This window comes from Mycobacterium intermedium (genome assembly GCF_002086275.1).
In the GTDB taxonomy this organism is placed as follows: Bacteria; Actinomycetota; Actinomycetes; order Mycobacteriales; family Mycobacteriaceae; genus Mycobacterium; species Mycobacterium intermedium.
The window spans coordinates 69,051-84,843 of the sequence record NZ_MVHT01000008.1 but is presented as its reverse complement, the minus strand read 5'-3'; the positions used below and the strand labels follow the sequence as shown (position 1 = coordinate 84,843).

The window sequence follows — 15,793 nt, the reverse complement described above, 5'->3', positions numbered from 1 at the left end:
GTCGACTGTGGGGCCTACGCACCCACCCCGCCGTCGCGGGGCCCAAAAGCCCCACACTCGGCGCAGGCTGAAGCGTCGCCGAATGTCGTCGACTGTGGGGCCTACGCACCCACCCCCGACGTCGCGGGGCCCAAAAGCCCCACACTCGGCGCAGGCTGAAGCGTTGTCGAAGCGATCCCGGGGCCGGCGGGCTAGTGCTCGGGGCCCAGCAGCACCGCGGCATCGAAGCAGCTGTGATCGCCGGTGTGACAAGCTCCCCCGATCTGGTCGACGGTCAACAGCACCGTGTCTCCGTCACAGTCCAGGCGTACCGAGTGGACGTGCTGGGTGTGGCCCGAGGTCGCCCCCTTGATCCACTGTTCGCCGCGTGAACGCGAATAGTAGGTCGCTTCACGGGTTTCCAGGGTGCGGGCCAAGGCGTCATCGTCCATCCAAGCGACCATCAGCACGTCACCGCTGCCTCGCTCCTGAACCACGGCCGTGATTAGTCCGTCGGAGTTGCGCTTCAGCCGCTCGGCGATCTTCGGATCCAGCGTCATCGGACGGTGATCCCCTGTTCGGCCATGGCAGCCTTGACTTCCTTGATGGTCAACTCCCTGAAGTGAAAGACACTGGCCGCCAACACCGCGTCGGCTCCGGCAGCCACAGCGGGCGCGAAGTGCTCCACCCGGCCGGCACCGCCGCTGGCGATGACCGGAACCGTGACCGCCGCCCGGACCGCGCGCAGCATTGCCAGGTCGAAACCGGCTTTGGTGCCGTCGGCGTCCATCGAGTTCAGCAGGATCTCCCCCACTCCGAGCTCGGCGCCGCGCGCCGCCCACTCCACAGCGTCGATGCCGGTGCCACGACGACCACCGTGGGTGGTGACCTCCCAGCCCGAGGGCGTCGGGGGCGAACCGTCGGGGACCGTGCGCGCGTCAACCGACAGCACGATGCACTGCGAGCCGAACTGATTTGCCATCTCGGCAAGCAGCTCGGGGCGTGCGATGGCGGCGGTGTTGACCGACACCTTGTCGGCGCCCGCACGCAGCAAGGTGTCGACGTCAGCCACGGTGCGCACGCCGCCGCCCACCGTCAGCGGGATGAAGACCTGTTCGGCGGTGCGCCGCACCACCTCCAACATCGTGGATCTGCCTGAGGACGACGCGGTGACATCGAGAAAGGTGAGCTCGTCGGCGCCCTCGGCGTCGTAGGCGGCGGCGAGTTCGACCGGATCACCCGCGTCACGCAGGTTCTCGAAGTTGACTCCCTTGACCACGCGCCCGGCGTCGACATCAAGACAGGGGATCACCCGTACCGCAAGGCCCTTCACACCTTGACCGTCATACATCTCAGTAATCCTCCGGTTCGCCTGTGCTGCGCAAGATCTCGAGGATCTCGCCGTGCACGCCGGGTGCCGCGGCCAGGGCCGACCGGGACGCTGGCGTCCATGGGTCGCCCGCAAAGTTGGTGACGATGCCGCCGGCGGCTCGCACCAGTGCGACGCCGGCGGCGTGGTCCCATACGTTGCTTCCGAAACTTACTGCACCACCGAGGATTCCGTCAGCAACATAGGCAAGGTCGATCCCGGTGGAACCGTGCATACGCAGCCGCGAGGATACCCGGCTCAGGTTCTCCAGCAACCGTACGCGATATTGCCCTGGAAACCGCCCGCGCGAATCCGCGCTGAACGATCCGGCCGCAACCAAAGTGTCGGAGAGCTTGGTCGGCGTCAGATGTGGTTGCGCCACGCCATTTTTCATCAGTGGGCCACCCTGTATGGCGGTGTAGCGGTCATTCATGAACGGCAGCCAGGTCAGTCCGGCCACCGGCTCACCGTGATGAAGCAGGCCCAGCAGGATCGAGGCCATTGGCGATCCGGACGCGTAGTTGAACGTGCCGTCGACGGGGTCCAGCACCCACACCCATGGTGAGTCGACATCCGGGCCACCGAATTCTTCGCCGTGCACCCCGATTCCGGTCGCCGACTCCAGCGCCGCCACCACCTGACGTTCGATCGCCAGGTCGACCTCGGTGGCAAAGTCGTCACCCTTCTTGCGCACCGCCGAAGCCGCGCGGTGCCCCTCGAGAAACGGCGTCACGGCGGCATCGAGGACCGCTGACGCCTCGGCTACCAACGCGTTCAGGTCGGCTGCGCTCAACTCCATGCGGGCCTACTCTCGTACCGCGTCGAGCGCCTCGGGCAGGGTGAACCGCCCGGCATAGAGGGCCTTGCCGACAATGGCGCCTTCGACGCCTCGATCGGTGAGCGTGGCGATGGCGCGAAGGTCGTCCAGGCTCGACACGCCCCCCGACGCGATCACCGGCGCCTCGGTGCGTTCGGCGACTCCAGCGAGCAGTTCAAGATTCGGCCCGCCCAACGTGCCGTCCTTGGTGACGTCGGTGACGACGAAGCGCGAACACCCTTCGCTGTCAAGGCGTTCCAACACCTCCCACAGGTCGCCGCCGTCGGTTTCCCAGCCACGCCCGCGCAACCGATGGGCCCCGTCAACGATTTGCACGTCCAACCCGACGGCAACCTTGTCGCCGTGTTCGCTGATCGCCCGCGCGCACCATTGCGGATTCTCCAGCGCCGCGGTGCCCAGATTGACTCGAGCGCAGCCGGTAGCCAGCGCCGCCGCCAGCGAGTCGTCGTCGCGGATGCCACCGGACAACTCGACCTGCACGTCGAGTTGTCCCACGACCTCGGCGAGCAGTTCCCGGTTGGAGCCGCGACCGAACGCGGCGTCGAGGTCGACCAGGTGAATCCACTCGGCTCCGTCGCGCTGCCAGGTCAGCGCGGCGTCTAACGCCGAGCCGTATTCGGTTTCACTGCCGGCTTTTCCCTGTACCAGGCGCACGGCACGGCCCTCGACGACGTCGACGGCGGGCAACAAAATCAGTGGCATCGTCATAGTCCCTCGACCCAGTTGTTCAACAGCGCAGCGCCGGCGTCCCCACTCTTTTCCGGGTGAAACTGGGTAGCGGCCAACGGTCCATCTTCCACGGCGGCCAAGAACTGTACCTCGTGGGTAGCCCATGTCAGCAGTGCTTCGGGCCGGCCTTCCCACTGCTGAGCGGCATATGAGTGCACGAAATAGAATCGGGTGTCGGCGTCCAGACCCTTGAACAGGGTGCTGCCCTCGGGTGCGTCCACCACGTTCCAGCCCATGTGCGGGATCACCGGGGCATCCAGGCGGGTGACGGCGCCCGGCCACTGTCCGCAGCCCTGCGTTTCGACGCCGAATTCGACCCCCCGCTCGAACAGGATCTGCATGCCAACGCAGACACCCAACACCGGGCGTCCGGAGGCTACCCGCTCGGCGATGATTCGCTCACCGCCGATCTTGCGCAGGCCCACCATGCAGGCTTCGAACGCGCCGACGCCCGGCACCACCAACCCGTCCGCCGCCAACGCGGCCCGCGCGTCGGAGGTCACCTCTACCGAGGCACCCGTGCGTTGCAGGGCTCGTTGGGCGGACCGCAGGTTACCCGATCCGTAGTCGAGGACTACGACTGATTTCGCCGTCACAGAACACCTTTGGTGGACGGCACACCCGAGACGCGCGGGTCGGGTTCGACAGCCTGCCGCAAGGCACGGGCGACCGCCTTGTACTGCGCCTCGGTGATGTGGTGCGGATCGCGACCGTACAGCACCCGAACGTGCAGTGCGATGCGGGCATTCATCGCCAGCGACTCGAAGACGTGCCGGTTGATGACGGTGTGGTACGGCACTGAACTGCCGGCGATCGTGGTGTGCTGCAGATGATCCGGCTCGCCGGTGTGCACGCAGTAGGGCCGCCCAGACACGTCGACAGCGGCATGGGCCAGCGTCTCGTCCATGGGTATGAAGGCATCGCCGAACCGCCGAATGCCCTTCTTGTCGCCCAGGGCCTGATCCAAGGCCTGCCCCAACGCGATCGCGGTGTCCTCGACCGTGTGATGCGCTTCGATCTCCACATCACCCTTGGTCCGCACCATCAGGTCGAAACTGGCGTGACTGCCCAACGCGGTCAACATGTGGTCGAAGAACGGAACACCGGTGTCCACGCTCACCTGACCGGTGCCGTCGAGGTCGAGTTCGATGACGATGTCGGATTCGCGTGTGCGACGTTCGATGCGCGCACGTCGAGTGGCTCTTGCTATCTCGGTAGCGGTCACGATGCTCCTACAGGGCTCGGAGGTGCGGAGGCCAGATCGGTAGCAGCGATCTGAGCGCTAGCCTTGAGGAACGCATCGTTCTCTTCGGCCAATCCGATGGTGGTGCGCAGGTAGCCGGGGATTCCGACGTCTCGGATCAGGACGTCACGGTCCAGGTAGTGCTGCCACGCCGACGGCGCGTCGGCGAACTCACCGAACAGCACGAAGTTTGCATCGCTGGGAATTACCCGAAAACCCATGCCCGCCAGCGCGGCCGATACCCGTTCACGCTCGGCGATCAGGGTGGCGACGCTACGGAGCGTGTCATCTGCGTGGCGCAACGCTGCGCGTGCCGCGGCCTGCGTTACCGACGACAAGTGGTACGGCAGCCGCACCAGCAGCATCGCTTCGACGAGCGCCGGCGTGGCCACCAGGTATCCAACCCGACCACCGGCAAAGGCGAAGGCCTTGCTCATGGTGCGGGTGACGATGAGCTTGGTGGGGTACTCCCCGACCAGTGCTATCGCGCTCGGCTGCGAGGAAAACTCACCGTATGCCTCGTCGACAATCAGTATCCCGGGCACGACGTCGAGCAGCCTGCGCAGATCAGCCAGCGAAATGCTCTGTCCGGACGGATTATTCGGGCTCGCGACGAACACCACATCGGGTTGGCGGTCCACGATGGCCGCGACCGCACTGGTCACGTCGAGACTGAAATCGTTGGCGCGCGCCGCCTCGAGCCACTCGGTGTAGGTGCCGTCGGAGATGATGGGGTGCATCGAATAAGACGGGACGAAACCGATCGCGGAACGTCCAGGCCCGCCGAAAGCCTGTAGCAGCTGCTGCAGGATCTCATTGGAACCGTTTGCGGCCCAGACGCTTTCGACACCAACCGGGATACCGGTCTGGACAGTCAGGTAGTTGGCCAGATCGGTGCGCAGCGCCACCGCGTCGCGGTCAGGATAGCGGTGCAGGTCACCGGCCGCCGCTGCCACCGACCGCACCACGTCGTCGATCAGGGCCTGGGTGGGCGGATGCGGGTTCTCGTTGGTGTTGAGCCGTACGGGTACCGCGAGTTGCGGTGCCCCGTAAGGGGATTTGCCGCGCAAATCCTCACGCAGCGGCAAATCGTCCAGCGTGGGCAGGGGCCTGGACTCGCGTGGCGCGGTCATCTTTCGAACCTCCGACGCACCGCCTCGCCGTGGGCCGGCAGGTCTTCGCTCTTCGCCAGCGTTACCACGTGTCCAGCAACGTCTTTGAGGGCAGCCTCGGTGTAGTCCACGATGTGTATGCCCCGCAGAAACGTCTGAACCGACAGACCGCTCGAGTGACGGGCGCTGCCGGCGGTAGGCAGCACGTGGTTGGATCCGGCGCAATAGTCACCCAGGCTGACCGGCGCGAACGGGCCGACGAAAATCGCTCCAGCCGAATGTATCCGACGGGCAACCTGCGCCGCGTCGGCGGTGTGTATTTCCAGGTGTTCGGCGGCATAGGCGTTGACGACCTTGACACCGGCATCGAGATCGTCGACCAGGATGATCGCTGATTGCCGACCGCTCAAGGCCGTCGTAACTCGCTCCCGGTGCACCGTGGCACGCACCTGGGCGTCCAGTTCGGCATCGGTGGCATCGGCTAACTCGTCACTGGGGGTGACGAGAACGCTGGCGGCCATCGTGTCGTGTTCGGCCTGGCTGATCAGGTCGGCGGCCACGTGCGCGGGGTCCGCGGTGTGGTCGGCCAGGATCGCGATCTCGGTCGGTCCCGCTTCGGCGTCGATTCCGACCTGGGAGCGGCACAGCCGCTTTGCGGCGGTGACGTAGATATTGCCCGGGCCGGTGATCATGTCGACGGGTGCGAGTTCGCCCGAGTCCGTGTCGGTACCGCCGTAGGCCAGCAGCGCCACTGCCTGAGCCCCGCCGACCGCCCACACCTCGTCGACCCCGAGGAGTCGTGCGGCGGCCAGGATCGTCGGATGCGGGAGCCCGTCGAACCGGGCCTGCGGCGGGCTGGCGACCACGAGCGAGTCGACGCCTGCGGTTTGCGCCGGCACGACGTTCATCACCACGCTGGACGGGTACACGGCGTTGCCCCCGGGCACGTACAAACCCACCCGTTCGACCGGGACCCATCGTTCGGTGACCGTCGCACCCGGGCCCAGCGTGGTGGTCACATCTGCGCGGCGTTGGTCGGCGTGCACGGCGCGAGCCCGCTCGATCATCACCTGCAGGGCGTCGCGCACGCTGGCGTCCAGTCCGGCCAGCGCAGCGTCCAGCGCGGCGGCGGGCACCCGGACGCTGGACGGGCGCACACCGTCGAAGGATGCGCCGAATTCGAGGGCGGCTTCGGCGCCGCGCTCAGCAACCGCCTCGACGATCGGCCGCACCTTCGGCAGCACAGATTCCACGTCGGCACCACCACGCGGCAGGGCCGCCCGCAGCCGGGCAGGCGTCAACTCCGCACCCCGCAAATCAACACGGGCCAATAGGGCGGGTGATGTGGTCACATGGACCATTGTCCCAGAGCAACTCAAATCGATATCCGGCCGGTACAGTGCCCGAAAAGAGGAGCCAGCCATGTCCGCTAAGGATCAACACCCCAACAACGCGCCGGGCATCCCGATGGTTTACCCGGTGTGGTTCGAGAACATCCAAGTCAAGTACCTCAACCCCGCCCTGAAGCCGATCGTGCGCTACCTGCCCGGAACCGCCACCATCGAGCACCGCGGCCGCAAGTCGGGCAAACCGTACAAGACGATCGTGTCCACCTTCCGGAAGGGCAACACGCTGGCGATCGCGCTCGGTCACGGCAAGACCGACTGGGTGAAGAACGTGCTGGCCGCCGGCGAGGCCGACGTCCACTACACCCGCAGGTCGATACATCTGACGAACCCGCGGATTCTGCCAGCCGGGTCGGAGGGTGCGGGTCTGCCCTGGCCGGCCCGCGTCCAGCTGCGCAAGATGGCGGTGTTCGTCGCCGACATCGCGTAGTTGGGCTGCTGCGACTTACAGCTCCGCTCCCGACGCAGCCCACCTACGACCTGGTGAAGACGGTTTTCCCGGTCATTGCCGGCCAGGCCGAGGGCGCGTCCTCCCACGGCACCACGTTGTCGACGGCCGGCGACAGGTCACATCCGTCGGCCAGCAGGTCGAGAATCTGCGGAATCACCACCCGCGCGTTGACGCGCCCGGTGACGAAGCGGACCCCGCGGGTGTACATCGGCAACAACGGCATCTCCACCTTGTACTCGGGATAGATCCCGGTGTCGGTGCACACGCCGTCCGCCCAGGTCGCACGCAAGGTCGCCGCCAGGAGCGCCGGATCGGCGGAGGTGTGCACGGTCACGGGATAGGGGTCCCAGGACTTGTCCGGTTTGGCGACGTCGTGGGCCACGGCCCCGAGCTTCTCGGCGGCCGCCAGTCGGTGCGGGTCGGTGTCGACGTAGTCGACGTGCGCGCCCAGGGCCGCGGCGAAAGCTGCCGCGTAGAGCCCTATCGATAGCCTGCCAACGACCAGAACCCGGCGATCAACGGGGTCAAGGGCCGCCAATTCATCGGCAAACGGCGCCACCGCCCGCCAACCGTCCGGGATGTTGTCAGACAGCGAGGCGATGGAAACCGGGTCGACGCCATCAGGCACGGGAATCAACATCGCATCGGCGTAGGGCACCAACACGAGGTCGGACATGAACCCACCGCCGTCCAGCCCGGCGATGGGGGCCATCCCGTACGTCGCCATGAGGGGTCCGGCGCTGCATGACCCGGTCACGCCGCGCCTGCATTCGGGGCAGGTCCCGCAGCTGATCTGGAAGGGCACCACCACCCGATCGCCTACCCGAACGGTGCTGACGTCGTCCCCGACGGCGACGACCTCCGCCAGCCCTTCGTGCCCCACCGCATAGCCGGGCGGCAGCGGCAACCGGCCGTGACAGACCGCGACATCGAGGTCGCAGCACGCCACCATCAACGGCCGGACAAGTGCCTGTACCGGCGCACTGATCGTCGGATCCGGCACCTCTCGCCACGCGTAGCGACCGGCCTCTTCATAAGTCAACTGCTCCATCGCGTTATTCTTGAGTGATTACTCAAGTATTGTCAAGGACATGCCGAGACCCGATCGCAGTCGCACCGCATTGCTCGAGAAGGCCGCCCTCCTGTTCCGACGTCAGGGATACGCGGCGACCGGGCTGAATCAGATCCTCGACGAGGCAGGTGTCAAGCCCGGCTCGCTGTATCACCACTTCCCGCAGGGCAAACAGCAGTTGGCCACCGCGGTCGTCGACACCGCCGGAGCCGCCATCGAACAGCTGCTGCGAACCTTCCTCGCGAGCGGTCGGCCAGTGGCCGACATCGTCGACCGATGGATCGACCTACTGGTCGCCGGGCTGAACGGGGACCAGCGCGACGGCTGCCCGATCGAGCCGATCGCCACCGAGTCGGTCAACGCCGCCCCGGAAGTCCGCGCCGCGGCTGCGCGCGCCTTCAAGAGCTGGTGCGTGGCAATCGAGGAGCGGCTGCGGGCCGAGGACTGGCCGGCGGCCGATGCGGCGCACGCCGCGCTCGCGGTGGTCTCCTTGATCGAGGGGGCGCTGATCCTGTCACGGATCGCCAGCGATACGGCGGCACTCGATGCCGCAAAGCTCGCGGCACGCTCGCTGCTTGACCGCCAGACGAGGGGCCCGCAGTGATTCCGCGCGGTTGACCTCGCTGGTCGTCCGGTAAGCGCTTCCCTAGATCAAGCTGCGGGCGTGTCGGGCGCCGGCACCGGGTCCCGAGCCGCCACCTACATATCCAGGCCGATGTCGAGCACCCGCACCGAATGCGTCAATGCCCCCACCGCGAGGTAGTCCACACCCGTTCCCGCGTACGCCGCAGCGGTTTCCAGGCTGAGCCCGCCCGATGACTCCAGCAACACCGACGGCGCCCGGGCATCCCTTCGCTGCACCGCGATCTGCGTCTGCCATACCGGAAAGTTGTCCAGCAGAACCAGTTCGGGCTTGTCGGGCAGCACTTCGTCCAACTGCTCGAGTGAATCCACTTCGACCTCGCACGGCAGGTCGGGCGCCGCATCGCGCACCGCCCGCAGCGCAGCAAGCACCGATCCCGCGGCCGCGACGTGATTGTCCTTGATCAGCGCCGCATCGCCGAGACCCATCCGGTGGTTGACACCACCGCCGACGCGCACCGCGTACTTCTGCACGGCGCGCAGACCGGGCAGCGTCTTGCGGGTGTCGCGGATCTTGGCTTTGGTTCCCTCCACAGCCGCGACCCAGGCCGCGGTCACGCTGGCGATGCCCGACAGGTGGCACACCAGGTTGAGCATGGTCCGCTCCGCCGTCAACAGCCCGCGAGTTTCGGCCCGCACCGTCAGCAACGGCTGGCCAGGCTGCGCCCGGGTTCCGTCCTCGACCCGGTGCAGCACCTCGTAGCCAGCCGCGCCGATCACCTCGTCGAGCACCATCAATGCGACGTCCACCCCGGCAGCGACGCCGGCTTCCCTCGGCACCATCGAGGCGGTTGCCACGGCGCCCGCGGGCACCGTCGCGATGGTGGTGACGTCGGGCCCGTAGCAAAGATCCTCGGCGAGACCGCGCCGGATCGTCTCGTAAGCCGCAACCCGCTCCGCTTCGGTCAGCTTCATCAGCCCACCGCCGCCAGTGCCTCTACCTGCACCAGGCATTCGTCACCGACCAACCGGACCAGGCTGCTGCGCGCATAATCCCTCGACTGATCCGGGAATTCGGCACGGTGGTGGCAGCCTCGACTTTCGTTGCGGGCCAGCGCGGCAGCGACCACAGTCCGCGCGGCAACCGTCAAGGCCACGTCCTCAAAGTCCTCACGACTCATCACATCGCGCACCTTCGCGTCGGCCAACGCGTCGGAAAGTCGTTGCAGCCCAGCGGCGTTACGCACCACCGAGGCATCGCGACTCATCGCCCGTTGCAACTTGGGGCGTTTGAGTGCGGTGTGGCCGATCGGCTCCGGCCAGGCCGCAGGCAACGGCTTGGCTGCCGCCGCGTGGGCGGCGGCGGCACGTCCAGCGCGTCCACCGACCACCAACCCTTCGAGCAGGCTGTTGGAAGCCAACCGGTTAGCTCCATGCATGCCGGTCCGCGCTACCTCGCCCGCCGCGAACAACCCTGGTAGCTCGGTCTGGCCGTACACGTCGGTGACAACGCCGCCGCAGCTGTAGTGCGCACCGGGAACGACCGGAATCGGTTGGTGGACAGGGTCGATGCCCGCAGCCCGGCAGGCGGAGGTGACCGTGGGAAACCGTGTCTCAAATCCGTTGATGCCGCGCGCGTCGAGGTAGACGCACGTATCGCCGAGCGCCTTGAGTCGGGCATCGATCGCGCCCGCCACAACATCGCGCGGAGCCAGGTCGCCCATCGGGTGGACGCCGGCAGTCACCGACATGCCTTGCCGGTCAAGCAATATCGCACCCTCACCGCGGATCGCCTCGGTGATCAGCGGCCGCCGGCCACCACTGCCGTTGCCGTCGCCGTTGCCGGCGAACAACATCGTCGGGTGAAACTGGATGAACTCGACATCGCTGACCGGCACCCCGGCCCACAACGCCAACGCGATGCCGTCGGCGGTGGAGCCCTCGGGGTTGGTGGTCGCGGCATACAGATGCCCCAAGCCGCCGGTGGCCAAAATCACCGACGGCGCGCTGATGATGCCGGTCCCGACCGGATTGTGCACCAACACCCCGGTCACCACGCTGCCGTCGTGCAACACGCGCAGGGCCACGTGAGCGGTGCGGATGTCCAGCGCAGCGGCGGCATGATCGAGCGTCCGCTGCACCTCGGCACCGGTGGCATCACCTCCGGCGTGCACGATGCGCCGGCGCGAGTGCCCCCCTTCGCGTGTTAAATCCCAACGCCCCGCTGACTTTTCGTCGAATCGGGCACCGGCGCCGACCAATTCGGCAACCGCGCGGTAGCCGTCGGCGACGATCGAGTACACAGCGTCGGGGTCACACAAGCCCGCACCGGCGACCACGGTGTCGGCGACGTGCGCTTCCACCGAATCGTCGTTGTCGGGCAACACCACGGCGATCCCGCCTTGCGCGTAGTGGGTCGCGGTCACCCCGCGGGTGTGAGACGCCTTGTTGAGTACGACGACCTTGCGACCGGCACGGTGGGCGGCGAGTGCCGCGGCCAATCCGGCGACGCCCGTACCGATTACGACGACATCGGCGCTATCCCGCCACGCCGGCCCGGCCGTCACTCGCCACCTCCGGGCTGTCCGATTGCAATCATCCGCTGAACACTGCGCCGGCCAGCCGCGGCAACGTCCGGGTCGACATGGACTTCGTCGGCGCCTTCCACCAGGCAACGCAGCAGCGCCGCCGGGGTGATCATCTTCATGTACTTGCAGGACGCGCGATCGTTGACGGCCTGGAAATCGACTTGCGGTGCGGCCCGACGCAGTTGGTGCAACATGCCGACTTCGGTGGCCACCAGCACCTTTCGGGCATGGGTCTTGTGTGCCTCGTCCAGCATGCCGCCGGTGGACAGGATCTTCACCCGGTCCGGAGGAAAGGCACCTTCGCCCGCCAGGTACAGAGCCGATGTGGCACAACCACATTCGGGGTGCACGAACAGTTCCGCGTCGGGGTTGGCGCGCGCCTGGTCGCTCAATTCGTCGCCATTGATCCCGGCGTGCACGTGGCATTCACCGGCCCAGACATGCAGGTTCTTGCGACCGGTCACCCGGCGAACATGTGCGCCGAGGAATTGGTCCGGGCAGAACAGCACTTCGCGGTCGGGGTCGATGGATGCCACGACGTCGACGGCGTTGGACGACGTGCAGCAGATGTCGGTCAGCGCCTTCACGGCGGCCGTGGTGTTGACGTAGGAGACGACGACGGCACCGGGGTGCTCGTCCTTCCACGCCTGCAACTCCTCCGGCGTGATCGAGTCGGCCAACGAACACCCGGCCCGCTGATCCGGAATCAGCACGGTTTTTTCCGGGCTGAGGATCTTGGCCGTCTCAGCCATGAAGTGCACACCGCAGAAGACGATGGTGTCCTCCGGCGCCTCGGCGGCGATCCGGGACAGTGCCAGCGAGTCCCCCACGTGGTCGGCGACGTCCTGGATGGCCGGCAGCTGGTAGTTGTGCGCCAGCAGGGTGGCCCCGCGCATCTCCACCAGGCGGCGGATTTCGGCGGCCCACTGTTCGTCGCCCTCGATTCCCCCGTATCCGGTTTCGGAATTGGTGATGCGGGCAGTCATGGCGGAGATGTCACTGGCGGGCGTGTCCATGCGTGTCAAGACCGTCATGGCGGCTCCTTTCGCACCCAGGAGGTTTTCGACTTATAATCGAAAACATGCCCCATAGTAGCACCTCGCACGAAGTGCTTGCCGTCGTGTTCCAGGTTCGGATGGCCACCGAGTCGGTTAAGGGAGACCGCCGCGCCGGAAAACCGCAGCTGAACGTCCTGTTATGGCAGCGCGCCCGGGATCCGCAAAAGGGCGCATGGTCGCTGCCGGGCGGTCGGCTTGGCGACGACGAAGACATGACGACGTCCGTTCGCCGGCAGCTCGCCGAGAAGGTGGACTTGCGCGAGGTGGCCCATCTCGAGCAGTTGGCGGTGTTTTCCGACCCACATCGGGTCCCGGGTGCCCGGATCATTGCGTCGACCTTCCTGGGGCTGGTGCCCTCCCCCGCGACTCCCGAATTGCCGGCGGACACTCGTTGGCATCCGGTGGACTCACTGCCGCCCATGGCCTTCGACCACGGGCCGATGGTGACGCACGCGCATGCGCGACTGGTCGCCAAGCTGTCCTACACCAACATCGGATTTGCCTTGGCGCCCAAAGAATTTGCACTTTCCACGCTGCGCGACATCTACGGCGCCGCGTTGGGCTACCAGGTCGACGCCACAAATCTGCAGCGGGTCCTGGTTCGTCGCAAGGTGATCACGCAGACCGGCACCATCGCGCAATCCGGGCGCAGCGGTGGCCGCCCGGCGGCGCTGTATCGGTTCGCCGACTCCCAATTGAGGGTCACCGACGAGTTCGCCGCGCTGCGCCCTCCCGGCTCATAGATGAGTGATGGTCCCGTGTGACGCACGTTACGCATCACATTGTCCATTATTGTTCCCAATTTGAAACGTGAGGTTTAATATCGAGTCATACAGGCGGATACCTGCACCGAGATCGGTCTTGAGGAACACCCGCCTGGCCGGAAGGGACCTCTCATGTCGCACGTAAGCGTTCTGCCGGAGATGGTGGCAACGGCCGTCACCGACCTCTCTGACATCGGAGCGGTCATCAGCTCAGGAAACGAAATCGCGGCCGCGGCGACAACGGCGGTACTGGCCCCCGCGGCCGACGAGGTATCAGCCGCGATCGCTGACTTGTTCAATGCGTACGGCCGGGCCTATCAGGCCCTCAGCGCCGAGGCCGCGTCGTTTCACGAACAGTTCGTTCAGACCTTGGCAGCAAGCGCCGGGTCCTACGCAAGCGCAGAAGCTGCCAACGTCTCGCCTCTGCAGCCACTGCTGGACGCCGTCCGATCGCCCTTCGGGCGCGAGCCCCTATTCCTCGCCGCGGACACGGTCGGCGGGTTACTGCGCGGGAACCTCGGTTTCGGAAACCACGGCTCGCTCTTGTTGGGATTCGGCAACGACGGCAGCGGAATGCTGGGCACCGGAAACTGGGGCCTGCTCAACGTGGGCGGGGGAAACTCCGGCGCCTTCATCCTGGGCGTGGGAAACGGAGCCGACATCGCCTTGGGTAGCGGCAACATCGGAGTCCTTCAATTCGGCGGCGGCAACAGTGGTTTTCTCAATATCGGTTTGGGAAACAACGGCTGGTTCAACCTCGGCGGCGGGAACTCGGGGAATTACAACTTCGGGTTTGGCAATACCGGAAACGGAAACATCGGCATCGGACTAACCGGGAATAACCAGATAGGCTTCGGCGGGTTGAATTCCGGGTCCGGGAATATCGGTTTCGGTAATTCCGGCACGGGCAACTACGGTTTCTTCAACTCCGGCGACAACAACTCGGGTGCCGGCAACTCTGGTAGCCACAACAATGGGTTTGGCAACGCAGGTTCGCAGAACGTCGGTTCGGGGAACGTGGGGCGGAACAATATCGGCTTCGGGAACGCGGGCAGCAATAACCAAGGCCATTTCAACTCTGGCAGCAACAATTCGGGGACAGGGAACTCAGGCAACAACAACCTGGGCTTCGGCTACTCCTCAAACTGGTGACATTCAGGTCGACGACGGCACTGGCGGCGAGAAGTGCACAGTTTATTCGCGGCCCCGATTCCCTTCCGGCAAGCGCATCAAACAACCGCTCTCCGCATTGCCGCGAATCCAGATCGGCTCGCGGGAAAGTACGTGGGCATATCCATCTGGATGGCAATGTGTGCCGCCAGCCACGTATACATCGTCGTAGCGTTGTTTTCCAACAATATCTTCTGGCTGACCTACTACGTCGCCGATTACGATTCCGGGTTCGTACGCCGCGGCCTCGGCGGCGAACTCATTGATCTGATTCCCGTCGAGAACTATTTCACCGCGGCTCACACGGTCCTTTGGAGTTCCGTCGGCGCGTGGCTGATCGCCGTGGGCGTGCTGATGCGACACATCTTGCACAAGGGCGCCCGGTCCGAGCGCAGGGTCATGCTGGCTCTGCTGGCTCCGGTGCTGCCGTTTTCGCTTTCCTACGCTGTCTTCACGCCGCACCCGGAACTGTTCGGAATGGCCGCCCTGCTGCTTTTCACGATCTCGCTCACCAAGTTGCACGGCCACCGCTGCAGAGTGCTCGCCTGCGCGCTGTACGGCCTCACGATGGCCGTCCTGGCATTGCTACACGAAGCGATCCCACTGGCGCTCTCGCTGGGCGCAACCCTCGCCATCATCGTGTTGGTGAAGGACGCGACGCGCGCGCAACGGCGTCTCTGCGCCGCTTTGGCGGTAGCCCCGGGCGTCGTCTCGGTGCTGGTGGTAGCTGTGCTGGGACGCCGCGACATCGCGGCAAAGCTGTGCGCGCAAATCCCGCACGGGAGGCTCGACAATCCGTGGGCTGTTGCCACTACACCGCAGCGCGCCCTCGACTACATGCTGGGCCGCATCGAAAGCAGCTCGGATTATCACGACTGGGCGTGCGAGAACGCCATCCCGATCTTCGACGCCGACACGAGCGCCGCGGTGCACTTCGTGATGCAGTTCGGTCCGGCCCGGCTCCTCGGTTCGTTCAGCCTCGGCATGCTGTTCTTCGCCGCCACCCTGGGCCTGATCCGCGTTTGCTCCGCGGTACCGCTCGGCATCTTCGTCAGCGACCTGCGCAGTCATCGCGTCCTACCGATGCTGTCGGGATCACTGCTGGTGCCGCTGTTCGCGACCGGCGCCGACTGGACCCGCTGGTGGATCCTCATCACCTTCGACGTCGCCGGCGTCTACCTCCTCGCCGCGATCGACCGCCCGGAAATCGAGCGGCGACCCCGCGCAAGAACCACCAAAGTCTTCGGTTGGGTGATCGTCGCCCTCGCGTTTCTACCGACCGGAGCGGCCAACAACCTCGGCGGATGAGACCCAGAACGCAGGCGGAACCACATTGTGACAAGCGGCACGCGAAGTAGTTGTCGCTCCAACGGCGGCCGATGCCGTACTTTCAGTAAGAGTTGGATAAGGTTGATTAAGAGAAACCTAAGAG

General features: G+C 66.0%; 16 protein-coding genes and 2 pseudogenes. 6 read left to right on the top strand and 12 right to left on the bottom strand.

The annotated features are described in order from the left end of the window. Positions 1-191 precede the first annotated feature (191 nt). From hisI to hisD, 8 genes are read right to left on the bottom strand one after another with little or no spacing between them, the layout of a single operon-like run. Entirely contained in the window at positions 192-539 is a 348-nt protein-coding gene (hisI, locus tag BST27_RS04995; RefSeq protein WP_069417097.1) for a phosphoribosyl-AMP cyclohydrolase, read from the bottom strand. Beyond that, entirely contained in the window at positions 536-1,330 is a 795-nt protein-coding gene (hisF, locus tag BST27_RS04990) for an imidazole glycerol phosphate synthase subunit HisF (protein WP_069417096.1), read from the bottom strand. Before hisF ends, hisI begins: the two co-directional genes overlap by 4 nt. A 1-nt stretch (position 1,331) precedes the next feature. After that, positions 1,332-2,147 (bottom strand): inositol monophosphatase family protein, encoded by an 816-nt coding sequence (locus BST27_RS04985; protein WP_069417095.1) that lies wholly within the window; start codon positions 2,145-2,147, stop codon positions 1,332-1,334. 6 nt (positions 2,148-2,153) lie between these two features. Further along, complete coding sequence (gene priA / locus BST27_RS04980) at positions 2,154-2,888, bottom strand: bifunctional 1-(5-phosphoribosyl)-5-((5-phosphoribosylamino)methylideneamino)imidazole-4-carboxamide isomerase/phosphoribosylanthranilate isomerase PriA (RefSeq protein ID WP_069417094.1); 735 nt, start codon at positions 2,886-2,888, stop codon at positions 2,154-2,156. A gap of 2 nt (positions 2,889-2,890) precedes the next feature. Then, positions 2,891-3,511 (bottom strand): imidazole glycerol phosphate synthase subunit HisH, encoded by a 621-nt coding sequence (gene hisH, locus BST27_RS04975; RefSeq protein ID WP_069417093.1) that lies wholly within the window; start codon positions 3,509-3,511, stop codon positions 2,891-2,893. Beyond that, the gene (gene hisB, locus BST27_RS04970) at positions 3,508-4,140 is read right to left on the bottom strand and encodes an imidazoleglycerol-phosphate dehydratase HisB (RefSeq protein WP_069417092.1); all 633 of its coding nucleotides are present in this window, start codon (positions 4,138-4,140) and stop codon (positions 3,508-3,510) included. Before hisB ends, hisH begins: the two co-directional genes overlap by 4 nt. Further along, positions 4,137-5,291, bottom strand: coding sequence for a histidinol-phosphate transaminase (locus BST27_RS04965; protein WP_069417091.1), 1,155 nt, complete (start codon positions 5,289-5,291; stop codon positions 4,137-4,139). Before BST27_RS04965 ends, hisB begins: the two co-directional genes overlap by 4 nt. Then, positions 5,288-6,631 carry a histidinol dehydrogenase gene (gene hisD, locus BST27_RS04960; protein WP_069417090.1) on the bottom strand — a complete coding sequence of 448 codons (1,344 nt, stop codon included), beginning with the start codon at positions 6,629-6,631 and terminating at the stop codon, positions 5,288-5,290. The genes BST27_RS04965 and hisD overlap by 4 nt, the downstream gene beginning before the upstream one ends. A 61-nt stretch (positions 6,632-6,692) precedes the next feature. On the opposite strand from hisD, the gene BST27_RS04955 reads away from it, so the two are divergent. Next, a complete protein-coding gene (locus BST27_RS04955; protein WP_069417089.1) occupies positions 6,693-7,106 on the top strand; it encodes a nitroreductase family deazaflavin-dependent oxidoreductase in 414 nt (137 codons plus the stop codon). A gap of 43 nt (positions 7,107-7,149) precedes the next feature. On the opposite strand, the gene BST27_RS04950 is transcribed toward BST27_RS04955, so the two are convergent. Next, positions 7,150-8,178, bottom strand: a complete 1,029-nt coding sequence (locus BST27_RS04950) for a zinc-dependent alcohol dehydrogenase (protein ID WP_069417088.1) — start codon at positions 8,176-8,178, stop codon at positions 7,150-7,152. Positions 8,179-8,218: 40 nt separating this feature from the next. On the opposite strand from BST27_RS04950, the gene BST27_RS04945 reads away from it, so the two are divergent. Beyond that, a complete protein-coding gene (locus tag BST27_RS04945) occupies positions 8,219-8,803 on the top strand; it encodes a TetR/AcrR family transcriptional regulator (protein ID WP_069417087.1) in 585 nt (194 codons plus the stop codon). 95 nt (positions 8,804-8,898) lie between these two features. On the opposite strand, the gene nadC is transcribed toward BST27_RS04945, so the two are convergent. From nadC to nadA, 3 genes are read right to left on the bottom strand one after another with little or no spacing between them, the layout of a single operon-like run. Continuing rightward, positions 8,899-9,756: a carboxylating nicotinate-nucleotide diphosphorylase gene (nadC, locus tag BST27_RS04940; protein ID WP_069417086.1), complete on the bottom strand. Its 858-nt coding sequence runs from the start codon at positions 9,754-9,756 to the stop codon at positions 8,899-8,901. Next, a complete protein-coding gene (locus tag BST27_RS04935) occupies positions 9,756-11,348 on the bottom strand; it encodes an L-aspartate oxidase (RefSeq protein ID WP_069417085.1) in 1,593 nt (530 codons plus the stop codon). The genes nadC and BST27_RS04935 overlap by 1 nt, the downstream gene beginning before the upstream one ends. Beyond that, a complete protein-coding gene (gene nadA / locus BST27_RS04930) occupies positions 11,345-12,403 on the bottom strand; it encodes a quinolinate synthase NadA (protein WP_069417084.1) in 1,059 nt (352 codons plus the stop codon). Before nadA ends, BST27_RS04935 begins: the two co-directional genes overlap by 4 nt. Positions 12,404-12,450: 47 nt before the next feature. On the opposite strand from nadA, the gene BST27_RS04925 reads away from it, so the two are divergent. The 4 genes and pseudogenes from BST27_RS04925 (at position 12,451) to BST27_RS04915 (ending at position 15,669) form a co-directional block, all read left to right on the top strand. Beyond that, complete coding sequence (locus BST27_RS04925) at positions 12,451-13,170, top strand: NUDIX hydrolase (protein ID WP_069417083.1); 720 nt, start codon at positions 12,451-12,453, stop codon at positions 13,168-13,170. A 153-nt stretch (positions 13,171-13,323) separates the two neighbouring features. After that, positions 13,324-13,593: pseudogene (locus BST27_RS34960) on the top strand (PE family protein); the annotation flags it as partial. A gap of 111 nt (positions 13,594-13,704) precedes the next feature. Continuing rightward, positions 13,705-14,343: pseudogene (locus tag BST27_RS34955) on the top strand (hypothetical protein); the annotation flags it as partial. Between the two features lie 192 nt (positions 14,344-14,535). Beyond that, positions 14,536-15,669, top strand: coding sequence for a hypothetical protein (locus BST27_RS04915; protein WP_232007110.1), 1,134 nt, complete (start codon positions 14,536-14,538; stop codon positions 15,667-15,669). Positions 15,670-15,793: the final 124 nt, after the last annotated feature.

What these genes read in the sequence shown, in the direction of transcription:
- hisI (WP_069417097.1), bottom strand. Translation starts at nt 539, where the DNA reads ATGACGCTGGATCCGAAGATCGCCGAGCGGCTGAAGCGCAACTCCGAC.
- hisF (WP_069417096.1), bottom strand. Translation starts at nt 1,330, where the DNA reads ATGTATGACGGTCAAGGTGTGAAGGGCCTTGCGGTACGGGTGATCCCC.
- BST27_RS04985 (WP_069417095.1), bottom strand. Translation starts at nt 2,147, where the DNA reads ATGGAGTTGAGCGCAGCCGACCTGAACGCGTTGGTAGCCGAGGCGTCA.
- priA (WP_069417094.1), bottom strand. Translation starts at nt 2,888, where the DNA reads ATGCCACTGATTTTGTTGCCCGCCGTCGACGTCGTCGAGGGCCGTGCC.
- BST27_RS04965 (WP_069417091.1), bottom strand. Translation starts at nt 5,291, where the DNA reads ATGACCGCGCCACGCGAGTCCAGGCCCCTGCCCACGCTGGACGATTTG.
- hisD (WP_069417090.1), bottom strand. Translation starts at nt 6,631, where the DNA reads ATGGTCCATGTGACCACATCACCCGCCCTATTGGCCCGTGTTGATTTG.
- BST27_RS04955 (WP_069417089.1), top strand. Translation starts at nt 6,693, where the DNA reads ATGTCCGCTAAGGATCAACACCCCAACAACGCGCCGGGCATCCCGATG.
- BST27_RS04950 (WP_069417088.1), bottom strand. Translation starts at nt 8,178, where the DNA reads ATGGAGCAGTTGACTTATGAAGAGGCCGGTCGCTACGCGTGGCGAGAG.
- BST27_RS04945 (WP_069417087.1), top strand. Translation starts at nt 8,219, where the DNA reads ATGCCGAGACCCGATCGCAGTCGCACCGCATTGCTCGAGAAGGCCGCC.
- nadC (WP_069417086.1), bottom strand. Translation starts at nt 9,756, where the DNA reads ATGAAGCTGACCGAAGCGGAGCGGGTTGCGGCTTACGAGACGATCCGG.
- nadA (WP_069417084.1), bottom strand. Translation starts at nt 12,403, where the DNA reads ATGACGGTCTTGACACGCATGGACACGCCCGCCAGTGACATCTCCGCC.
- BST27_RS04925 (WP_069417083.1), top strand. Translation starts at nt 12,451, where the DNA reads ATGCCCCATAGTAGCACCTCGCACGAAGTGCTTGCCGTCGTGTTCCAG.